This window comes from Lysobacter spongiicola DSM 21749, assembly GCF_900167055.1.
Lineage (GTDB): Bacteria > Pseudomonadota > Gammaproteobacteria > Xanthomonadales > Xanthomonadaceae > Novilysobacter > Novilysobacter spongiicola.
The window spans coordinates 156383-173620 of record NZ_FUXP01000004.1 but is presented as its reverse complement, the minus strand read 5'-3'; the positions used below and the strand labels follow the sequence as shown (position 1 = coordinate 173620).

Sequence of the window (17238 nt, the reverse complement as noted above, 5' to 3'; positions counted from 1 at the left end):
TGTGTCTGCCGGGGCGCTACAGCACCCGGAATTCGATACGCCGATTCCTGGCGCGGCCCTGGTCGGTGGCGTTGTCGGCGACTGGCCGGTCCGGGCCGAATCCCTGGACGCTGAGGTTGTCGGCATCCACCCCCTGTTGCTCCAGGTAGGCCTTCACCGCGATCGCGCGCTGCATGCTCAGCGCAATGTTGGCCGCCCGCGAACCGACATCGTCGGTATGGCCGACGACCTGTACCTGGCGGTCCCCGAGCTGCGCCATCGCCAGCACCATTTCATCCAGGATGGCCTGGCCGGCAGGCGCGAGGGTGGCGCTGCCGCTCTGGAACTCGATGATGCGGTCGGCCAGTGCTTCGTCAAGCACGGCCTGTTCGTCCTGACCGGTGTCGCTGAGCGCGTTCCTGACCAGATAGCCGGGGCCGGCGGCGGTGGCGATGCCGCCGGCTATCTGCTGGCGGACTGCCTCGTTGCCGACCTGTCCGCTGATGCGGACGGCGTTGCCGTTGATCTCCAGCTCGCCTGCCGAAACCCGCTGCAGGTCTTCGCCCAGCATGCCCACAACGCGATCGCTCCAGTTCGGCGGTGCGATCACCGAGCCGACCTCGATACGGTCGACCACCCGCGCTGCGCCATACAGCGTGCGCAGGCGCTGCAGCACGGCGGCACGCGTGGCCTCGTCCGGGACGGTGCCGCTGGCGATGACCGGCTTGGCCGGCGACGCCCGAAGATCGGTGCCGGCGCCAGCAAGCAGGGCAACGAGGAGAAGACAGTTGAGCGGATGCAGGCGCATGTCAGGTTCCAAGGAATGTCTGGTTGAAGGCGGCGCGCGCCGAGCACAGCGACAGGTCATCGCGCTCGATGTAGCTGACCAGCTTGTTGAGCGCATAGTCTTCGGCGACCTGCTCCTCCACCCACCCGGCGTCATCGACCTGGACGATGGCGTCGGCAGCGACCCGTGGATCGAGCGCCGCCTGTATGGTGCGTCCGTCACCGCCGTTGAATCCGACCAGCAGCCGCGGCGCGGCCGATGCGCCCGGATCGGGGAGCAGCAACAACAGCTCGAACTCCATGCGCCCCAGGAACCCAGCCAGCAGCTCCATCCAGAATGCGGCCACCAGGGGCCGGTACAGGACGTCCCGCGGAAGTGGCAGGGAAAGCGCCTTGTCGATGCGTGCGGCACCACCGGTCTGCAGCGGTTGCATCAGCAGGCCGAGCGCGGGCAGGAGCCAGCGCAGCTGCAGGTCGGGGTGGCCCGAGATGCGAAGCATGGCCTGCAGGGAGCCCACGTCCTGCAGCTCCATGAAGTCATTGAAGGCCGCGTCGTAGGTGCGCGCATCCGCGCTCGACACCACCCTGGCCTCGGCAAGCGCGCGCAGTGCATCGCCCGCATCCTCTGCAGCCACTGCCTGCCGCGACAGCCGGCCGAGCACCGTCCACGAGCGGGAGAGCGCCAGCGGGCTGCGGGCCAGGAAGGAGTGCGGCTCCGGCACCTCGAACCGGCTGGCCGCGAGGAACGGAAACCTCCGCTGGGTGGCGTCGCGACTGGGCTGAAGATGGCCCACCACCACCCATCGGCTGCGGGGCCCCAGAAAGGCGAAGTGCATCGCCGGGGCCTCGTCGTACAACTGCTTCCAGCCGGGATCGGCGGCCAGTCGTTCCAGTCCGTTGCCCGCCCAGCGGTCGAGCATCGCCATGAGGTGGTGGTCCTCGGTGGTACGGACGAAATCACCCCGACTGGGTAGCTTCCCGAAGTAGCTGGGCGTGAAAGCCGCCTCGACCACGGCCATCAGCGGCTCCCCGCCGCGGCCGAATTCGCTGCCGGTACCGGCCCGGGAGCGACCGGCAGCGCGCCGGCGACCAGCGCGGGCAGCTGCAGGCCGGCCGCATCGGTCTGGTTTGGCTCGACCACCGAGATGATGCGCAACTCGACGGAAACCTCTGCACCGCCCTGGGCCCAGCTGAGCCGGTAGTGCTGCGGGCCGACGACTTGCTTGCTGGCGGCGCGGAACATCTCCGCGGTGGCGCCGTCACCGGCCGCTTCGAACACGTTGATGCTGCGCCCATCACCGGTGACGGCGCTGATGGTGACGCCGGGCACGCCTTCACCGGGCAGTTGGAACGTGTGCCATTGCGCAGGCGTGTTGCGGTAGCGCACCTGCTGGCCGTCGACGGTGAAGGTGTATTCGCGCCCTTGCGCCGGCATCGGCAGTATCTGGAACACCATCGTCGGCCCGGCACCCGCCGCACTGGCACCGACCCAGCGGCCGTAGCCTGCGAGGAGCTCCGGACGCAGGTTGATGCCGACATCCGCCCACTGGCGCGCGGAGAGCATGTTGCCGCGGCGATTGACCAGCGAACCCAGTGCGGTTTCGCCGAACTGCGCGATGGCACCGCTCGGGCCGAAGATCTGGTCGATATCGGCCTGCGCCGCCTCGACGGTTGCGTCGGGGGCGTAGGGGTAGCGCATGCCGATACCACTCTGGAAGGGCTGCAGGACCTGCGCCTCCCACGTCCGGTTGATCTCGGTCTCGGTCGGGGCGACCAGCGCCGCGAAGCCCTCTACCAGGGGACGCAGCAGCAGCGGACGCAACGTATCGCGCTGCTCCTGGTCGAGGCCATCGAGCATGCGCTCGTCGACCAGCTTGAGGGCGGCTGCGAGTTCGGAGCCGTCGCCGTCCAGGGTTTGCTGCATCAGTCGCCGTGCGCCGGGGCCGGGATCACCTTCGGTGGCGATCGCGTTGAAGCGACTGCGGATCCCCCCAAGCGCTTCGAAGTAGCGCGACAGCAGCGACGGCCCACCCTCCTGTGCGGCCCAGAGACTGGCAAGGCCGGCAAACCGTACCCCGACCGCGCCGGCATCCGTGGACCCGGCCGGAATGTCGTCGGCGTCGACCTGCAGGTTGACCGGTGTCCGGTTGCGCCGCATCACCACGCGATTGAACCAGCCGACGATGCCGCCCTTCGCGGCTTCCGCCGCCGCCCCACCCGCGTTCGGGTTGTCCCACGACGTTTGCTCGTTCACGGTCTGGAGCACCGTGCGCAGGGGTGAGCGCTCCGGATCGCCAAGGTGGCTCATACCTGCCACCGCGTCCTCGAAGCCATCGAAGCGGGCGACGCTCACGCCCTGCAGGAAGCGGGCCCATTCCCGCGCGTACTCGGCCTTGTAGAGCGAGGTCAGTTCCTCGGCGACATGGTCGGGACTGCCTGCCAGGGTCAGGTCGTCGCTGACCGTCGAATCGAGCACCCAGTCGGTGCTGCTGAGCTCGGTGGTCGCCGCTTCGCGGATGGCCGACTGCACGTACTCCTCCCAGGCCTCGCGGGTGAACGTCCCCGGCACCTGGTAGCTGCCCACGACCACGCCGCCGGACTGTGCGGGATCCAGCAGTCCCGCCACGGTGACCGGACTGAAACGGGTTGCGGCGCGGGCCTTGATCTGGGCGTAGACCCGATCACGCGCCGGGGTGCCCTTCATCACCTGCCGCAGTGCTTCCCGGCTGTCATCGACCAGGCTGTAGCGCAGCTCCACTTGCGGCCAGCCATCGCTCGCCGATTGCTGCACGTGGAAGCTCATCAAGCGGCCTGCTGCCCGCAGCATGTCCTCGCGCGGCATGGCACCACGGTTGGACTCGAGCCACCCGCGCCAGAACCGGGTGAGCTGGTCGCCCAGGTGGGTCGCCTCCACCCGCTCCCGCTCGCCCAGCATCAGGTAGGCCTTGAGGGCGTTGTAGGCGTCCTGCGCGTCGGTCGGCGACGGGTCGCTGTACAGCGCGCTGCCGCTGGCCGCAGCCGCCTGCGCAGCGTCCGCCGTGGAGGCGTCCGCGCCACCCGGGGCGGACGGGGAGCGGAGCTCTCCCCGACGCGCCACCACCTGGCCCAGGTAGCCCTCGAGCTTTTCCGAGACCGGCTCCACCAGCAACTGTTGCATGCCGTGGAAATACTCCGCACGCAGCTTCGCCTCGATCGCATCGCCCTGGTAGAGGCCCAGTCCGAGGTGGAGCGGATGCTCATGCCGGTAGTGCTCCAGCTGCTGCAGGCGATCCTGCACCACCAGCAGGGCCTCGATGCGTGACTGCAGGTCCACCCGGTCCTGCTGCAGGACCAATGCGCGATCCAGGTCCGCAGTGGCGTCCGCGACCAGCTGCCGGTTGCCGCTGTAGGACCACGTCCATGCCGTCAGTGCGGTGCCGAGCGCCAGGGCCGCGCCGACGAAAGCTGCCTGCCGCAGGCGGCTGCGGCGCGGGCTGGAATACTGCCGGACCAGCGCACGGTCGGCGAAGATCACCTTTCGGAACAGGCCCAGCAGGAAGTGGCTGCTGTCGGCTGGCTCCACCGCTTCCCGGGGGTCGCGCTCTCCGTCCAGCCCGAACTGGCGCCCCACCCGCTCGGAGGCGGGCTGCACCGCAACACCTTCCTGCAACGCACTGGTGAAGTAGAAACCGCGGAACACGGGCCGGAACTGGTACGGATTGTCCTCGAACAGGGTGGCGATGAAGGTACGCAGTGCCGGCTTCATACCGGCGAACTCCATCGGCATCGTCAGCAGTCCCGGTGCGATGTCGCGACCACGCGCCATCGCCATCTGCGACAGGCCCGCCTCGCGCAGGCCGTCACAGAGCTGGTCGAAGTGGCCATCGAAGGCGGACAGCGCATCGGCCTTGCCTTCGACGTCGTAGGGCAGCGTCGCACCCCAGGCATTCTCCCGCTCGGCCGGGTCCAGGCCCCGGAAGAAGTCGGTGAAGCCACCGATCAGGTCGGCCTTGGTGAACACCACGTAGACCGGTGCGTGCACCTCCAGTCGCTCGGTCAACTCCTGTACGCGCTGGCGCAGGTTCTTGGCCAGGTCGATCGCGAACTCGGGTTTGCTGCCGGAGAGTTCTGCGATGGACGCGGCAATGATGATGCCGTTGATCGGCGCGCGCGGACGATGCTTCTTCAGCAGGTCGAGGAACGTGAGCCATTCGAGCCGATCCTCGGCACTGACGGTGTAACGCCCTGCGGTGTCGAGCACGATGCCTTCGGTGGTGAAGTACCAGTCGCAGTTGCGGGTGCCGCCCAACCCGTGGATGACATTGCTGCGGTTGTCCTCGAACGGGAAGCGCAGTCCCGAGTTGAGGATGGCCGTGCTCTTGCCCGCAGCCGGGTTGCCGATGATCACGTACCAGGGCAACTCGTACAGCGCCGCCCGCCCCTTCATCTGGCCGATGCGCGAGGATTTCACCACCTTCACCGCTTCGGTCATCCGCTCACGCAGCAGTTCGGTATCGGCGCGCGCGGCTGGCGTGGCGTTGGCCACGGCGTCGTCGGCGTGTCCGGCGACCATCTGGTCAAGCCGTGCAGCGGCGCGGCGGGAACGGATCTTCCGAACCACCACCACCACGAGCCAAAGCATGGCCACGGCCAGCAGGACCACCAGGACCCAGCCACCGGCCGCCAGCAGTCCATCCATGCCAAGCCAGGCGACCGCCGCGACCGCGACGATGCCCAGTGCGGCAAGGACGCGGTAGTCCATCAGCCAGTAGCGAAGGTTCATCCAGAAGCTGCTCATCGCGGATCGTCCATGAAGCTCATGCAGCCGCCGTCTCGGGGACGGCGGCATCGGAAAGAAGGGGTTTGATCGAGTCGACAGCGGCCGGACCCGGCGATACCGCCAGCACGGTCCGGCGCCGGGGGTCGGCAACACTGGCCACCAGTACCGGCCCGTCGTCGATGGCGCGCGAGGCCGCGACGGCGAGCAGCGCCAGCGGTCCCGCCGGGCCCAGGTCGCCACATACAACCCCGAGGTGGAACGAGTCTTCGAGCGCGTCCAGTCCGGGCAGTGCGGCCGTCATCGCCCCGGCAACTTCAATCGCCCGGCTCGGGCGATGGTCCGCGTCGGTCAGCACCAACCGGATCGCTTCGGTGGTCGTGCCCGCCGCCGCCATTGCATCCACCAGCAGTTCCCCGAGCAGCCGGCCCGCACCGCGCCCCTGCCCTGCCGGGCCTTGCCGCAATCCCGACAATTGGATGGGCATCGCGTCCACCGGCGCGTGGTTCATTGCTTGCTGTTCCGTGAGCAGTACGCCAGCCGCGCCCTCACCCGGAATCCGGCCTTCGGGATGGCCGCTGACCAGGAGCTCCCGTTGGCCATCCAGCCTGGCGATGGCGCCGGCTCCTATCGCCGAATGGGTGGCGAGCACGAGGTGGTGCTCACCGGGCGCCGCCTGTTCCTGCGGGTCCATGAGGCGGGCCATCAGCGTCCAGGCGTCGAAGGCGCCTTCGGCCGAGGAAACCTCCACGGTGAAACTGCCTGCGGCCAAACCCACCGCAGTGGCTTTTGCCATCAGCCAGGCAGCGGCGACGTCACGTGCGGCGCCCGGCCAGTCATGGGCTACCAGCAGCCGCACCCGCAGCGTGGGGGCGTCCAACACGTGCGGCGCGGCCCGGGATGATCGTGAATGGTGCATCGTGGTCTGCATCCGCATGCGATCCGCCCCGGGCCCTGGATCATTTGCGGCCGCGGGGGCCAGCGTGGCCGCCGCTGCGAACAGGAGGTCTTCAGCCACCGGGTCGAGCAGGACCATCGCCCTCAAGCGCTCCTCGTCGAAGCAGCGGTCGGCATCCTCCGCCACCACGGCCTTCAATACGCTGCGCATGGATTCGGGGTCGACGCCATCGACCGCGGCGGCGAACACCGGCAAGCCGGCCTGGTCACGCAGGTGCCCGTGCAGGGGCGGACGCTCGGGCCGCACAAGGGCATTGGCGACTTCGGCCGGTGAAGACCCGGCCCGCAGCCAGAGCGCGCTGGCACACAGGCGCAACGGGCTGAGCGGCGACGGTACAGCGGGGACGTCGACAGGCACACCGGGGCCGGTGGCGGCGACGGCCTGCGGCCCGCGACCACGCCGTCGCAACAGCCAGATGCCCGACAGAACGGCAAGCGGCAGCACGAGCAGGAACCCGACCAGGTGCATGGCCGTCGGGTCGCTACCCAGGGCACGCCAGGCCACGATGGTCGTCAGCCAGACTACGGCGAACACGCCCACGACCCACGCGGTGGCGCGCAGCGCGCCCGCTGCCTTCATGACCCTTCACCTGCATCCATGCCTGACGCTCCGTATCGCTCGCTACATCCCCGAATGCCGGTACATCCCGTACCGGCATGGCCATCGCAGGATCACCAACCCGTGTCGCCGGGGCTCCGCGCGCAGTCGCTCATCGGTCTGTTGGATCGATCAGACATGCCGTGCTCCCTGGCTCGCCCCTCTCGGGCGACGTGGCGTCCTGTGCCGGGCGCGAAGATAGCAGGAGTCGCCGGCACGGTCACCCCGGCGCCTGTCCGGCAGCGGCACGCACGCCTTGTCGCCGCAATTCGACATGGCCGTAGTCCTTGATGCGGGTCCAGCCTCCCCCCCACACCAGTCCCGCCTCACGCGCCACCTCGCCGTACAGCTGGTAGCCCCGGCGGGTCCACGGGTCCTGCATGTCCCATTGCAGCGCACCCGAGCGCAACGGAGCGGCATCCGCCGCCAGCCCGTACTGGTGCCAGCTGCGGCCGGCGCCGGCGAGGGTCACGTGGGCCCCGCGCGCGGCAAGCCGCGCCTGCCGTTCCGGACTCCGGTAGCCCTCGACCAGCGCCATCTCGTAACCATGCCGCTCGCGCATGACCCGGAACACGGTGAGCAGGCGTTGCTTGAAGTCCGGGTCCAGCCGCTCCCATTTTCGGTCCGCGGTGGCGATGCCAGGCGCGACACGTCGCGCATCGGCGGAAGTGAACACATCGGGCGGCAATTCGGGGGGCGGCGCGAGCTGTTCGCCGCGCAACAGCCCGAGTACGTGCGCGTCAGGCGCCCAGCCCGACACCAGTTGTGTGGAAGGAACTCCTTCGACCGAACGCTGCGTCACCACCACGACGGCTGGCGGCACCGACAACAGGACCAGTGTCAGCATCGCCAGCGAGCGATGGCGTCGAATCACTTCGATCGCGCCCTCGTGCATACCAGACAGCCACTGCACAGGCCTGCGCACCATGTGGACGCCGCTGGTGATCCAGTGCCCCAGGCGCGATGCCAGCCGCTCGACGACCCGGCCGGCGCCGTTGAGTGCTCCCTCGCGGGCAGCGGGGAACAGTCCCAGCCACGCGAACGCAGTGAAGAACAAGAAGAACCCCGCCATCCATAGCGCCATCGATCACCTTCCTGGTGTTTGCCTGTTGCCGGCGCGCACGACCCGTGCGCGATTGACGCACCTCCTGACCCACCCCAGAATGCGGGCGCAACCGGCGTGCTACCGCGCCGGTACCGGCCGGATCCCACGGCCCGGAAAGGAGTCCAAGTGGATCGGCAAGATGCCAAACCGCGCCGCCCCAGCCTGCTGGCGGGCGGCCCAGAGCACAGCGCACCTCCTCCTCCGCCGACCGGGCGGATCCTAGCAGACATGGATGGCCGGCCCGGGCCCGGCGTCGCCACACCGGGCAAAGGGCGGGCAAGGATGCTGCTGCCGGCGCTCGGCTTGCTGGCACTGTCGGGGATGGTGGTGCTACTGCTGTCCCGAACCGGTTCCGATGGCGCCGCCGTCGAGTCATGGTCAGTGTCCGAAAAGGCAGGCGCGGAACGCACCGACGCTTCGGCCCGGCTGGACCACTCGGCGATGATCGTCGATGAAGCAATCGGACATCCGGCGCTGGCGATCCAGCAGGATCCTGACGCGCCCGCCGACCAGCCGGGGGCAACGGCTGCCAAAGCGACAGAAGCATCGGCGGCTTCAAGCGCGTCCCTGGAAGCGCAGCCGGACCCGGGCGCCCAGGGCAACAATCCGTTCGTATCGGGCGCGCGCCCTGCCCCGGCAACGGCGGCCCGCCGTCCGCGGGCGGCAAAACCGGCGTCTAGCGCGGGAGTGGAGTCGGAATCGAGGTTACTGGCCGCCCTGCTGGCCAACATCCAGTCGCCGCCAGCCGAGCGGGAGGTCTCGCCGCTCGACGTGCTGCTTCAGGACATGGCTGCGGAAGAAAACGCCGCAGGCGGCAGTGCGGCGGTGGGCGGGCAGTCCCGTCCGACCCGGAGGAGGTCACAGCAGATCCAGTCGAACCTGCGCGAGTGCCCACCCGCGAACACCGCCAAGGGACTGGCCTGCCGCCAGGAGATCTGTGCGGTCTACGCGGGGCGGGATCCCGCCTGTCCAGCCGGCTGAAGCTTCAGCGTGCTACCAGACCACCTCGGCCATTGAGCAGTTCAACCCCGAGCCGATCCCCAGCAGCGCCACGCGGTCGCCCTTCTTCAGGCGGCCCATCTCGCGCAACTTGCTCAGCACGATCGGCACCGAGGCCGGGCCGATGTTGCCGTGCTCGTTGAAGATGGTCAGTACCTTCTTGGGGTCGATGCCCATCGCCTTGGTGAAGGCGGCGGTGTGGACCTTGCTGACCTGGTGGATGACGAACTCGTCCAGCTCCTCGGCCACCCAGCCCAGCTTCTGCTTGGCGACCAGGAAGGTCTTCTGGGCCAGCTTGATGCCTTCGGTCAGCAGCATGCGGGTATCGGTGACCATGCCGTCCAGGTTGCCGCGGCACAGCTTGTTCCACTCGGTGGCCGCGCGGGTCACGCCGCCCTTGTAGCGCGGAGCGCCGGGCACCAGCTCGGCGCGCGCCATCACCATGGCGGCGGCGCCGGAGCCCAGGGTCAGGGTCGCCAGCTCGTTGCGGAAGTCTTCTTCGGTGGAGTCGGCGCGGGTCATGCGCTCGATGGTCTTCTCGTAGGCGAGGTCGGCGGTTTCGCCGTCCACCACCAGGGCGTAGTCGATCTCGCCGCGCTCGATCATGCGGCTGGCGATGTCCATGCCGTTGATGAAGGCCAGGCAGGCGTTGGCGACGTCGAAGTTCTGGCAGGTGTCGGGCAGGCCGAGGTTGCCGCTGACGATGGAGGCGGTGGACGGCTCCAGGTAGTCGCGGCTGACGGAGGTGTTGACCAGCAGGCCGATGCGCTCGGGCTCGATGCCGGCGTCGGCCAGGGCTTTCACCGCGGCCAGGGTGGCGGCGTCGGAGGCCTGCATGTCGCCGTCCCACAGGCGGCGCGCATGGATGCCGGCGATGTCGCCGAGCACGTCCACGCGGATGCCCAGCCGGTCCAGCGTGGGCTGGAGCCGGGCATTGATCTCGTCTGTCCCGAGCCGACGCGGGGCGTCGATGTGGGCCAGGCCAGCGATGGCGACGTGTTGGAACAACATGGGCAGCAACCGGGGCAAAGATCACGACAGATTAACGCTTTTTTGCCCCCCCTGCTCCCGGAACGGTTCAGCCAGCTGAGGGAGTCAGCCTCCGACGGGGTAGGTGCGGGCGCTGTCCCGCTGGGCTTCCGGGGCCTGTCCGGCCACCGGCGTGGCGCCGCCGCAGTGCCAGGCGCCGAAGCGCTGCTCGCCCGACAGCGGCGAACCCAGTGGCTGGATCACGTCCGCCTCCAGCCCGGGGGCCTCGTTGCGGGCCAGGGTCTCCAGCTCTTCGCGCACGCGCAGTTCGTTGCGCTCATAGAAGGCGACGCTGTCTTTCACCGACACCGCGATCTCGCCGCGGCGGGTGCAGTTGGTGGGCGGCTCGCCGGCGGGCATCACCCGCACCGCGCTGGCGCCGGGCGCCATGTGCACCCAGGTGCAGCCGGAGACGAGCGTGAGCGCGGCCAGTGCGAGGCCGGTGGTGAGGATGGAACGTGGCATGGGCATTCCCAGATATCGGATGTCGTGATTGTGGGCGTGGCACGGGTGTTTTGCGCGGCCCACGGTGAACCCCGACTGACCCGGAACCGGCGGGCGCCCTCCCTTCGAAGGCGCCCATCCGGTGCGGCAGGCGGCTACTGCGCGCCGGCCGCTTCCGTGGCCCCGGCCTCGGCGGCGGCCTCCGCCACCGGCTTACCGTCGGCGTCGAGCACCTGCACCGGTCCGAAGTCCAGCGCGCGCACCGGCACCTCGATCTGGCCCAGGTCACCCACCACCACCCAGGTCAGGGCGTCGGGGTTGATCGCGGCGGCCGCCTCGGCCACCTGCGCCGGGGTCAACGCCTCGATCTCGGCCTTGCGGTCGAACACGTAGCTGTCCGGGCGGTCATAGCGCACCATCCCGGCGATGGTGCCCATCACCGCGCTGCTGGTCTCGTAGGCGCCGGGCAGGCTGCGGATCTCGGTGGACTTCACCTTCTCGATCTCTTCCGCGGTCGGCGGCGCCTTGCCCGTGGCGTATTCCGAGACCTCGCGCTGCAGCTCGGCCATCGATTCGGCGGTCTTGTCGATCTGCACCGGGGCGAAGGCCAGCCACGGGCGCTCGCCCTTGGCATCGCTGGCGAAGCTGTAGGAGCCGTAGGCCCAGTGCTTGTCCTCGCGCAGGTTCATGTTGAGGCGCGAGCTGAACTGGCCGCCGAGCACGGTGTTGGCGAACTCGAACTCGGTCTCGTCCGGCGAGCCGGTCGGCGGCACCAGTTGGCCGAGGAAGATGTTGGCCTGCACGGCGCCGGGCTGGTCGATCAGGTAGACGCGCGAATCGTCCGCGGCCGCCACCTTCGGCACCGCGATGCCGGTACGCGGCTCGCCCTCTCCCTTCCAGTCGCCCAGGTGCTTCTCCAGCAGCGGCAGGATCTCGTCCATCGTGGTGTCGCCGACCACCACCAGGGTGGCGTTCTCCGGGCGCACCCAGGCCTGGTGGTAGGCCAGCAGCTCATCGCGCTGCAGCGACTGGATGGAATCTTCCGTGCCCGAGCCGCTGAACGGAATCGCGTACGGGTGGCCTTCGCCATACAGCAGCGGCGGCAACACGCGCAGCGCGGAGGAGTTCGGGCGCGCCTTCTCCTGCTTGATGCCGGCGATCCAGGTCGCCTTCACGCGCTCGATTTCGTCCTGCTCGAAGCGCGGCTCGCGCAGCATGTCGGCGAACAGCGCCAGCGACGGATCCAGGTTCTCCTTCAGCGCCGACAGCGAGGCACTGCCACCGTCCAGCGAGGCACCGGCACCGAGGCTGGCGCCCAACGATTCGGCGCGGGCGGCGAAGCCGAGGGCGTCGTACTGGCCGGCGCCTTCATCGAGCATGCCCATGGCGAAGCTGGAGGTGCCCAGCTTGCCGCCGACATCGGCCTTGAAACCGCCATCCAGCAGTAAGCGGAGCTGCACCACCGGTACGGCGTGGCGCTCTGCCAGCACCACCTCGGTCCCGTTGGAAAGCGCGGCGCGCTGCAGCTCCGGGAACTTCAGCTCCGGGAATTCATCGGGCAGCGGCACGCCGGTGCTGCGGTCCACGGTGGACTCGGTGGTGGTGTACTTCGGGTTGGCCTCCGGCAGCGGCAGCGGGGTCGGATCTACTGCCGGCTCCTCCGGCAGCGCAGTGCGCTCGCCCGGCAGAACCACCAGGGTGTGGTCGCCATCGCCCAGCCACTTGCGGCCGACGGCCTGCAACTGGTCCGGGGTGACCGATGCGATGGTGTCCAGCGACTCGCGGAAGCAGCCCGGGTCGCCGGTGAAGATCTCGCAGCTGGCCAGCACGTCGGCCTTGCCGCCGAAACCGCCGATGCGCTCGACGCCGCGGATGAAGCCGGCGCGCACCATGGTCTTGGCCTGGGCGACCTCCTCGGCGGTGGGGCCTTCGGCCAGCAGTCTGGCCAGCTCCTCATCGATGATCTTCTCGACGCGCTCGGGCTCGACGCCTTCCTTGATGGTGGCGACCACCAGGAAGTTGGAACCCAGCTGCGACTCGCTCACGCCGGCGCTGACGCTGTCGACCAGCTTCTCGCCGTGCACGAGGCGCTTCTCCAGCCGCGAGGTATCGCTGCCGCCCAGCACGTGGCCCAGCACCTGCAGGCGGTCGGTGTCTGCGGTGCTGCTCTCGGGCACGTTCCAGACGCGATAGACGCGCGGCTGCGGCACGCGGTCTTCCATGGTTTCGCGAGTGTCGGCCGGGCGCACGGCGACGTCGACTTCGGGCTGCGCCATGTCCGGGCCGGCCGGGATATGGCCGAAGTACTTGGCGACCTTCTGCTTCGCGGTTTCCACGTCGATGTCACCGGCCAGCACCAGCACGGCGTTATTGGGGCCGTACCAGGCGCGGAACCAGTTCTTGACGTCCTCCAGCGAGGCGGCGTTGAGGTCGGCCATCGAGCCGATCACGCTGTGGTGGTAGGGATGCCCCTCCGGGTACAGCGCCTGGTTGAGCTTGGTCCAGACCTGGCCGTAGGGCTGGTTCTCGCCCTGGCGCTTCTCGTTCTGCACCACGCCGCGCTGCTCGTCCAGGGTGGCCTGGTCGATCGCGCCGAGCATGTGGCCCATGCGGTCGGACTCCATCCACAAGGCGGTGTCCAGCGCGGTGGTCGGCACGTTCTGGAAGTAGTTGGTGCGGTCGGTGTTGGTGGTGCCGTTCATGTCGGTGGCGCCGACCAGCTCGAACGGGGCGAAGTACTCGCCGGGGTTGTTCTCCGAGCCGTTGAACATCAGGTGCTCGAACAGGTGGGCGAAGCCGGTGCGGCCGCGCGGCTCGTCCTTGCTGCCGACGTGGTACCAGACATTGACCGCGACGATCGGCGCCTTGCGGTCGGTGTGCACGATCACCCGCAGCCCGTTGGGCAGGGTGAACTCTTCATACGGGATGTCGACGCCGGCCTCGGCGGACGCGGCCTGGGCCATCGCGGGGGCCGGCGCGAACGCGGCCATGCCCAGTGCGGTGGACAGTGCGAGGGCGAGGGCGCCCTTCTGGAAGGAAACGGACATACGACACTCCTTGTGTTCGACCACCCGGACGGGTGCCAACGGTCGATCCTAGCGGCCCGCGGCGCCCGCGGCACTAGGTCACAAGTCCTGTCGCCAGCTTCCGCCGACGGTTCGCTAGACGAAGGGGCTGGGTTCCGGCGGCGCCTTGGCCTTGCCCATGAAGTAGTCCTGCAGGTACTTCTCGCCCTCGTCGCAGAACAGGGTCACCACGGTGCGCAGGTCTGGATGGCGCTCGCGTACGCGCCGGGCGGCGACCAGGTGCGCGCCTGAGCTGGGACCGCAGAACAGGCCGTGGCGACGGGCTAGCTGGTGCATCGCCTCCACCGCGTCCTCGCTGGACACGCTGGTCACCTCGTCCACCATCGCACCGTGGCGCTGGAAGATGCCGGGCACGAAACCGTCGGAGATGCCTTCGATGCGGTGCAGCGCCACCTCGCCGCAGAGGATGGTGCGCGACTCGGCCGGCTCCATCGCGAACAGGCGCACATCCGGGTTGGCCTCGCGGAACGCCTGCCCCACGCCCAGCAGGGTACCGCCGGTGCCGACGCCGGCGACCAGCGCATCGGGCACCACGCCTTCGGGCAGCTGCGCCAGGATCTCGGGGCCGAGGATCACCCGGTTCTCTTCCACGTTCCATTCCGAATCGAACTGGCTCGGGCAGAAGTGGCCGGGCTGCCGGCCCAGTTCACGCGCCTTTTCGAGCGCGGCGTTGACGTGGAAGTCGCCGACGAACATCACCTCGGCGCCATAGGCCCGCGAGATCGCCACCCGCTCGCTCGACAGCCCTTCCGGCATCACCACCAGCATCCGGTAACCCTTGACCGCCGCGACCATGGCCAGCGCGTTGCCGGTGTTGCCGCTGGTCGCCTCGACGATGGTGTCGCCGGGCTTGAGCAGCCCGTCCTCCTCCGCTCGCTCGATCATGTACTTGGCGATGCGCGCCTTGATCGATCCCGAGGGATTCAGGAACTCGAGCTTGGCGAAGATGCCGTCGACCTCCACCAGCGGGGTGTCGCCGATGGCGTCGAGGATGTTTTCGGAAACGCTCTGGTAGCGGGTGGTCATGGCGCGCAGTCTCCGCCCGCGGGCGTCAAGAAGGGGTGTGCCAGTGTCGGGCGGTGGCGCCCCGGCCCGCCTTGACCTGCATCAGCCGATGCAGGCGCGTCCGGCCAGCGGCGGCCTACACTTGCGCGCATGTTCGACGTCATCCTCCACCAGCCCCGCATCCCGCCCAACACCGGCAATGCCATCCGCCTGTGCGCCAACACCGGCGCCCGCCTGCACCTGGTGCGGCCGCTGGGCTTCGAGCTGGACGACAAGCAGATGCGACGCGCCGGCCTGGACTACCACGAGTACGCCACGATGCAGGTGCACGACGACCTGGGCGCGGCAGTGGCATCCATTACCGAAGCCGCGGGAACGGCGCCACGGATATTCGCCCTGAGCACGCGCGGCACCACCCGCTTCGATGCTCCGGCCTACCGAGCGGGCGACGTGTTCCTGTTCGGTTGCGAGACCGAGGGCCTGCCCGGCGACGTACTGGAGGCGCTGCCGGCCAACCAGCGATTGCGCCTGCCGATGCGCCCGGGCAACCGCAGCCTCAACCTGTCCAACGCGGTGGCGGTGGTGGTGTTCGAGGCCTGGCGGCAGCAGGGCTTCGCCGGCGCCGCCGACTGACCCCTGCCCCGCGCCAGGTCACTGTGCCGGGTACTGCTCGGCCATCAGTTCGGCAATGGCCGACACCGGTGCGTTGCCGTAGCTGAGGAAGCGGTTGTGGAAGGTCTTCAGGTCGAAGTCCTCGCCCAACGCCTGCCTGCGCTGTTCGCGCAGGTCCATGATCTCGGCGTAGCCGGTGAAGTAGCTGGTCAGCTGCACCTGCGAAAGGCGCACGCGGCGCCATTTGTTGACCGCCTCGGTCTCCTCCTGGAAGGCCTCGCGCTGCAGCAGGTCCATGGCCTGCTCCTCGGTCATGCCGCGCACGTGCACGGCGTAGTCGAGGATGGCGTTGGTGACCACGCGCAGGTTCCACTTGCCGTACATCAGCCACATCTCCGGCTCCTGCCCGCCATAGCCCTGCTCGAGCATCATGCGTTCGGAGTACACCGCCCAGCCTTCCACCATGGCGCCGTTGCCGAGCAGGCTCTTGACCAGGCTCGGGCTCTTGTTGGCGTGCAGCAGCTGGGTGTAGTGGCCCGGGATGCCTTCGTGGATGTTGAGCACCTGCAGCACCCAGTGGTTGTACTCGCGCAGGAAGCTCTCGGCCTGCTCGTCGGTATAGGCATCCAGCGGGCTGACGTTGTAGTAGGTGTCGGCGGTCGGATTGAACGGGCCCGGTGCGCTGACCGAGGCCCCGGCTCCGCTGCCACGCATGTACTCGGGCGTCTCGCGCACCACCAGCGGGCGGGTCTCGTCCTGGTCGAGCAGGTCGTGCTCGCGGACGAACTCGGCCAGTGTCGGGATCTGCCGCTTGATCTCGTCGACGAAGTCGCCGCGCTCGACGTGTTTCGCCGACAGGTGGTCGATCATCATGCCGATCCGCTCGAGCCGGTCCTGCGGCATCGCGGTGCCGGCCAGGTACTTCGGCCACAGCTCGCGGGTGATGTCGTCCATGCGGGCGTGCAGCTGTTCCTTCTCCTCGACGGCGCGGCGATAGAGCTCGGCGGCGCTGTAGTGGGACTGGATGTCGTAGGCGAACTTGCGCTCGTACTGCGCCTCGCCGATCCGGAACGAGCGGGCATCGCCGCTGGTGGCCAGTTGCGCCTGTTTGTCTTCGAGCCAACCGATCCAGCCTTCGATGGCACCGCGCGCATCGTCGATGCGCTGGTTGAACGCGGTCTTCTCCGCGCTCTCCAGGCCGGATGCCGCGATGCGTTTGCGAAGCTCATCGTCGAACACGCTCAGCGCGCCGCGGCTCTGCACGATCGCCAGCTCGACGTGCTCGGTGGTGGGGTCTTCGATGTTGGCGCGCGCGGCGGCGTAGTACTCCGGCACGCGGTCGATACGCTGCATCACCGTGCGCAGGCGAGCATCCTCTGCGGCATAGGGTGTATTGAGCAGCAGCGCCACGGTGCCGGCGACGTTGTAGTTGGACGGGTCCCAGGCCCAGTCGCGGAACTGCTGCTGGTACCAGATGGCGGATTCGAACTGGTTGCCCAGCAACATGTGGTCGATGCGCTGCGAAGCCGGCAGCTGCTGCGGATCGAACGCCTCCAGCTCGGCGAGTGCGGCGCGGGCGAATGCGAGGTCCTCGGCACGACGCGCGGCATCCGGGATGGTGAGCTTCTCCGCGTTGTCATACCTGCCCGAGTAGATCGACCACTCCGGGCTGCGCTCCAGCGCGCGCATCAGCAGCGATTCGGCGACCTGCTCGAAGCGGGCATCGCTCGCAACCGAGGCGGCAGGCGCGGAAGCGGGAGGCGTATCCGATATCGGCAGCGTGGCCGGCTGGCAGCCAGCCAGGGTGCCGGCGGCGAGGATCATCGACAGGGAAAGGGACAGCGGGGCGTGGCGCATACAGGGGCTCCGTGACGGGTCGCCG

Annotated in this window: 11 protein-coding genes and 1 pseudogene; 2 read left to right on the top strand and 10 right to left on the bottom strand. The window is 68.9% G+C overall.

Features of this window, described 5'->3' with window-relative positions:
* Positions 1–16: 16 nt before the first annotated feature.
* From B5D37_RS07610 to B5D37_RS07590, 5 genes are all read right to left on the bottom strand, one after another.
* Positions 17–787, bottom strand: a complete 771-nt coding sequence (locus tag B5D37_RS07610; protein WP_078758124.1) for an OmpA family protein — start codon at positions 785–787, stop codon at positions 17–19.
* A 1-nt stretch (position 788) separates the two neighbouring features.
* A complete protein-coding gene (gene tagF / locus B5D37_RS07605; RefSeq protein ID WP_078758123.1) occupies positions 789–1784 on the bottom strand; it encodes a type VI secretion system-associated protein TagF in 996 nt (331 codons plus the stop codon).
* The gene (gene tssM, locus B5D37_RS07600; protein ID WP_078758122.1) at positions 1784–5542 is read right to left on the bottom strand and encodes a type VI secretion system membrane subunit TssM; all 3759 of its coding nucleotides are present in this window, start codon (positions 5540–5542) and stop codon (positions 1784–1786) included. Before tssM ends, tagF begins: the two co-directional genes overlap by 1 nt.
* A gap of 19 nt (positions 5543–5561) precedes the next feature.
* A complete protein-coding gene (locus B5D37_RS07595) occupies positions 5562–7058 on the bottom strand; it encodes a hypothetical protein (protein ID WP_078758121.1) in 1497 nt (498 codons plus the stop codon).
* A gap of 238 nt (positions 7059–7296) precedes the next feature.
* Positions 7297–8160: a M15 family metallopeptidase gene (locus tag B5D37_RS07590; RefSeq protein WP_078758120.1), complete on the bottom strand. Its 864-nt coding sequence runs from the start codon at positions 8158–8160 to the stop codon at positions 7297–7299.
* 303 nt (positions 8161–8463) lie between these two features.
* Between B5D37_RS07590 and B5D37_RS07585 the strand changes: the two genes are divergently transcribed.
* Entirely contained in the window at positions 8464–9162 is a 699-nt protein-coding gene (locus B5D37_RS07585) for a hypothetical protein (RefSeq protein WP_078758119.1), read from the top strand.
* Positions 9163–9174: 12 nt separating this feature from the next.
* Here B5D37_RS07585 and B5D37_RS07580 read toward each other — a convergent pair whose 3' ends face one another.
* The 4 genes and pseudogenes from B5D37_RS07580 to B5D37_RS07565 all read right to left on the bottom strand — a co-directional run bounded on the left by B5D37_RS07580 (position 9175) and on the right by B5D37_RS07565 (position 14765).
* Complete coding sequence (locus B5D37_RS07580) at positions 9175–10191, bottom strand: 3-oxoacyl-ACP synthase III (RefSeq protein ID WP_078758118.1); 1017 nt, start codon at positions 10189–10191, stop codon at positions 9175–9177.
* Positions 10192–10353: 162 nt separating this feature from the next.
* Positions 10354–10674: pseudogene (locus B5D37_RS07575) on the bottom strand (DUF4156 domain-containing protein); the annotation flags it as partial.
* A gap of 134 nt (positions 10675–10808) precedes the next feature.
* Positions 10809–13700 (bottom strand): M16 family metallopeptidase, encoded by a 2892-nt coding sequence (locus tag B5D37_RS07570; RefSeq protein ID WP_078758117.1) that lies wholly within the window; start codon positions 13698–13700, stop codon positions 10809–10811.
* Positions 13701–13814: 114 nt separating this feature from the next.
* Complete coding sequence (locus tag B5D37_RS07565; protein ID WP_078758116.1) at positions 13815–14765, bottom strand: PLP-dependent cysteine synthase family protein; 951 nt, start codon at positions 14763–14765, stop codon at positions 13815–13817.
* Positions 14766–14894: 129 nt separating this feature from the next.
* On the opposite strand from B5D37_RS07565, the gene B5D37_RS07560 reads away from it, so the two are divergent.
* Complete coding sequence (locus B5D37_RS07560; RefSeq protein WP_078758115.1) at positions 14895–15377, top strand: tRNA (cytidine(34)-2'-O)-methyltransferase; 483 nt, start codon at positions 14895–14897, stop codon at positions 15375–15377.
* 18 nt (positions 15378–15395) lie between these two features.
* Here the strand turns inward: B5D37_RS07560 and B5D37_RS07555 are convergent, their stop codons facing one another.
* Positions 15396–17213 carry a DUF885 domain-containing protein gene (locus B5D37_RS07555; protein WP_078758114.1) on the bottom strand — a complete coding sequence of 606 codons (1818 nt, stop codon included), beginning with the start codon at positions 17211–17213 and terminating at the stop codon, positions 15396–15398.
* Positions 17214–17238 lie beyond the last annotated feature (25 nt).

Excerpts from the sequence above, each read along its gene's own strand:
- B5D37_RS07610 (WP_078758124.1), bottom strand. The coding sequence starts at position 787 with ATGCGCCTGCATCCGCTCAACTGTCTTCTCCTCGTTGCCCTGCTTGCT.
- B5D37_RS07595 (WP_078758121.1), bottom strand. The coding sequence starts at position 7,058 with ATGAAGGCAGCGGGCGCGCTGCGCGCCACCGCGTGGGTCGTGGGCGTG.
- B5D37_RS07560 (WP_078758115.1), top strand. The coding sequence starts at position 14,895 with ATGTTCGACGTCATCCTCCACCAGCCCCGCATCCCGCCCAACACCGGC.
- B5D37_RS07570 (WP_078758117.1), bottom strand. The coding sequence starts at position 13,700 with ATGTCCGTTTCCTTCCAGAAGGGCGCCCTCGCCCTCGCACTGTCCACC.
- B5D37_RS07580 (WP_078758118.1), bottom strand. The coding sequence starts at position 10,191 with ATGTTGTTCCAACACGTCGCCATCGCTGGCCTGGCCCACATCGACGCC.
- B5D37_RS07590 (WP_078758120.1), bottom strand. The coding sequence starts at position 8,160 with ATGGCGCTATGGATGGCGGGGTTCTTCTTGTTCTTCACTGCGTTCGCG.
- tagF (WP_078758123.1), bottom strand. The coding sequence starts at position 1,784 with ATGGCCGTGGTCGAGGCGGCTTTCACGCCCAGCTACTTCGGGAAGCTA.
- tssM (WP_078758122.1), bottom strand. The coding sequence starts at position 5,542 with ATGAGCAGCTTCTGGATGAACCTTCGCTACTGGCTGATGGACTACCGC.
- B5D37_RS07555 (WP_078758114.1), bottom strand. The coding sequence starts at position 17,213 with ATGCGCCACGCCCCGCTGTCCCTTTCCCTGTCGATGATCCTCGCCGCC.
- B5D37_RS07565 (WP_078758116.1), bottom strand. The coding sequence starts at position 14,765 with ATGACCACCCGCTACCAGAGCGTTTCCGAAAACATCCTCGACGCCATC.
- B5D37_RS07585 (WP_078758119.1), top strand. The coding sequence starts at position 8,464 with ATGCTGCTGCCGGCGCTCGGCTTGCTGGCACTGTCGGGGATGGTGGTG.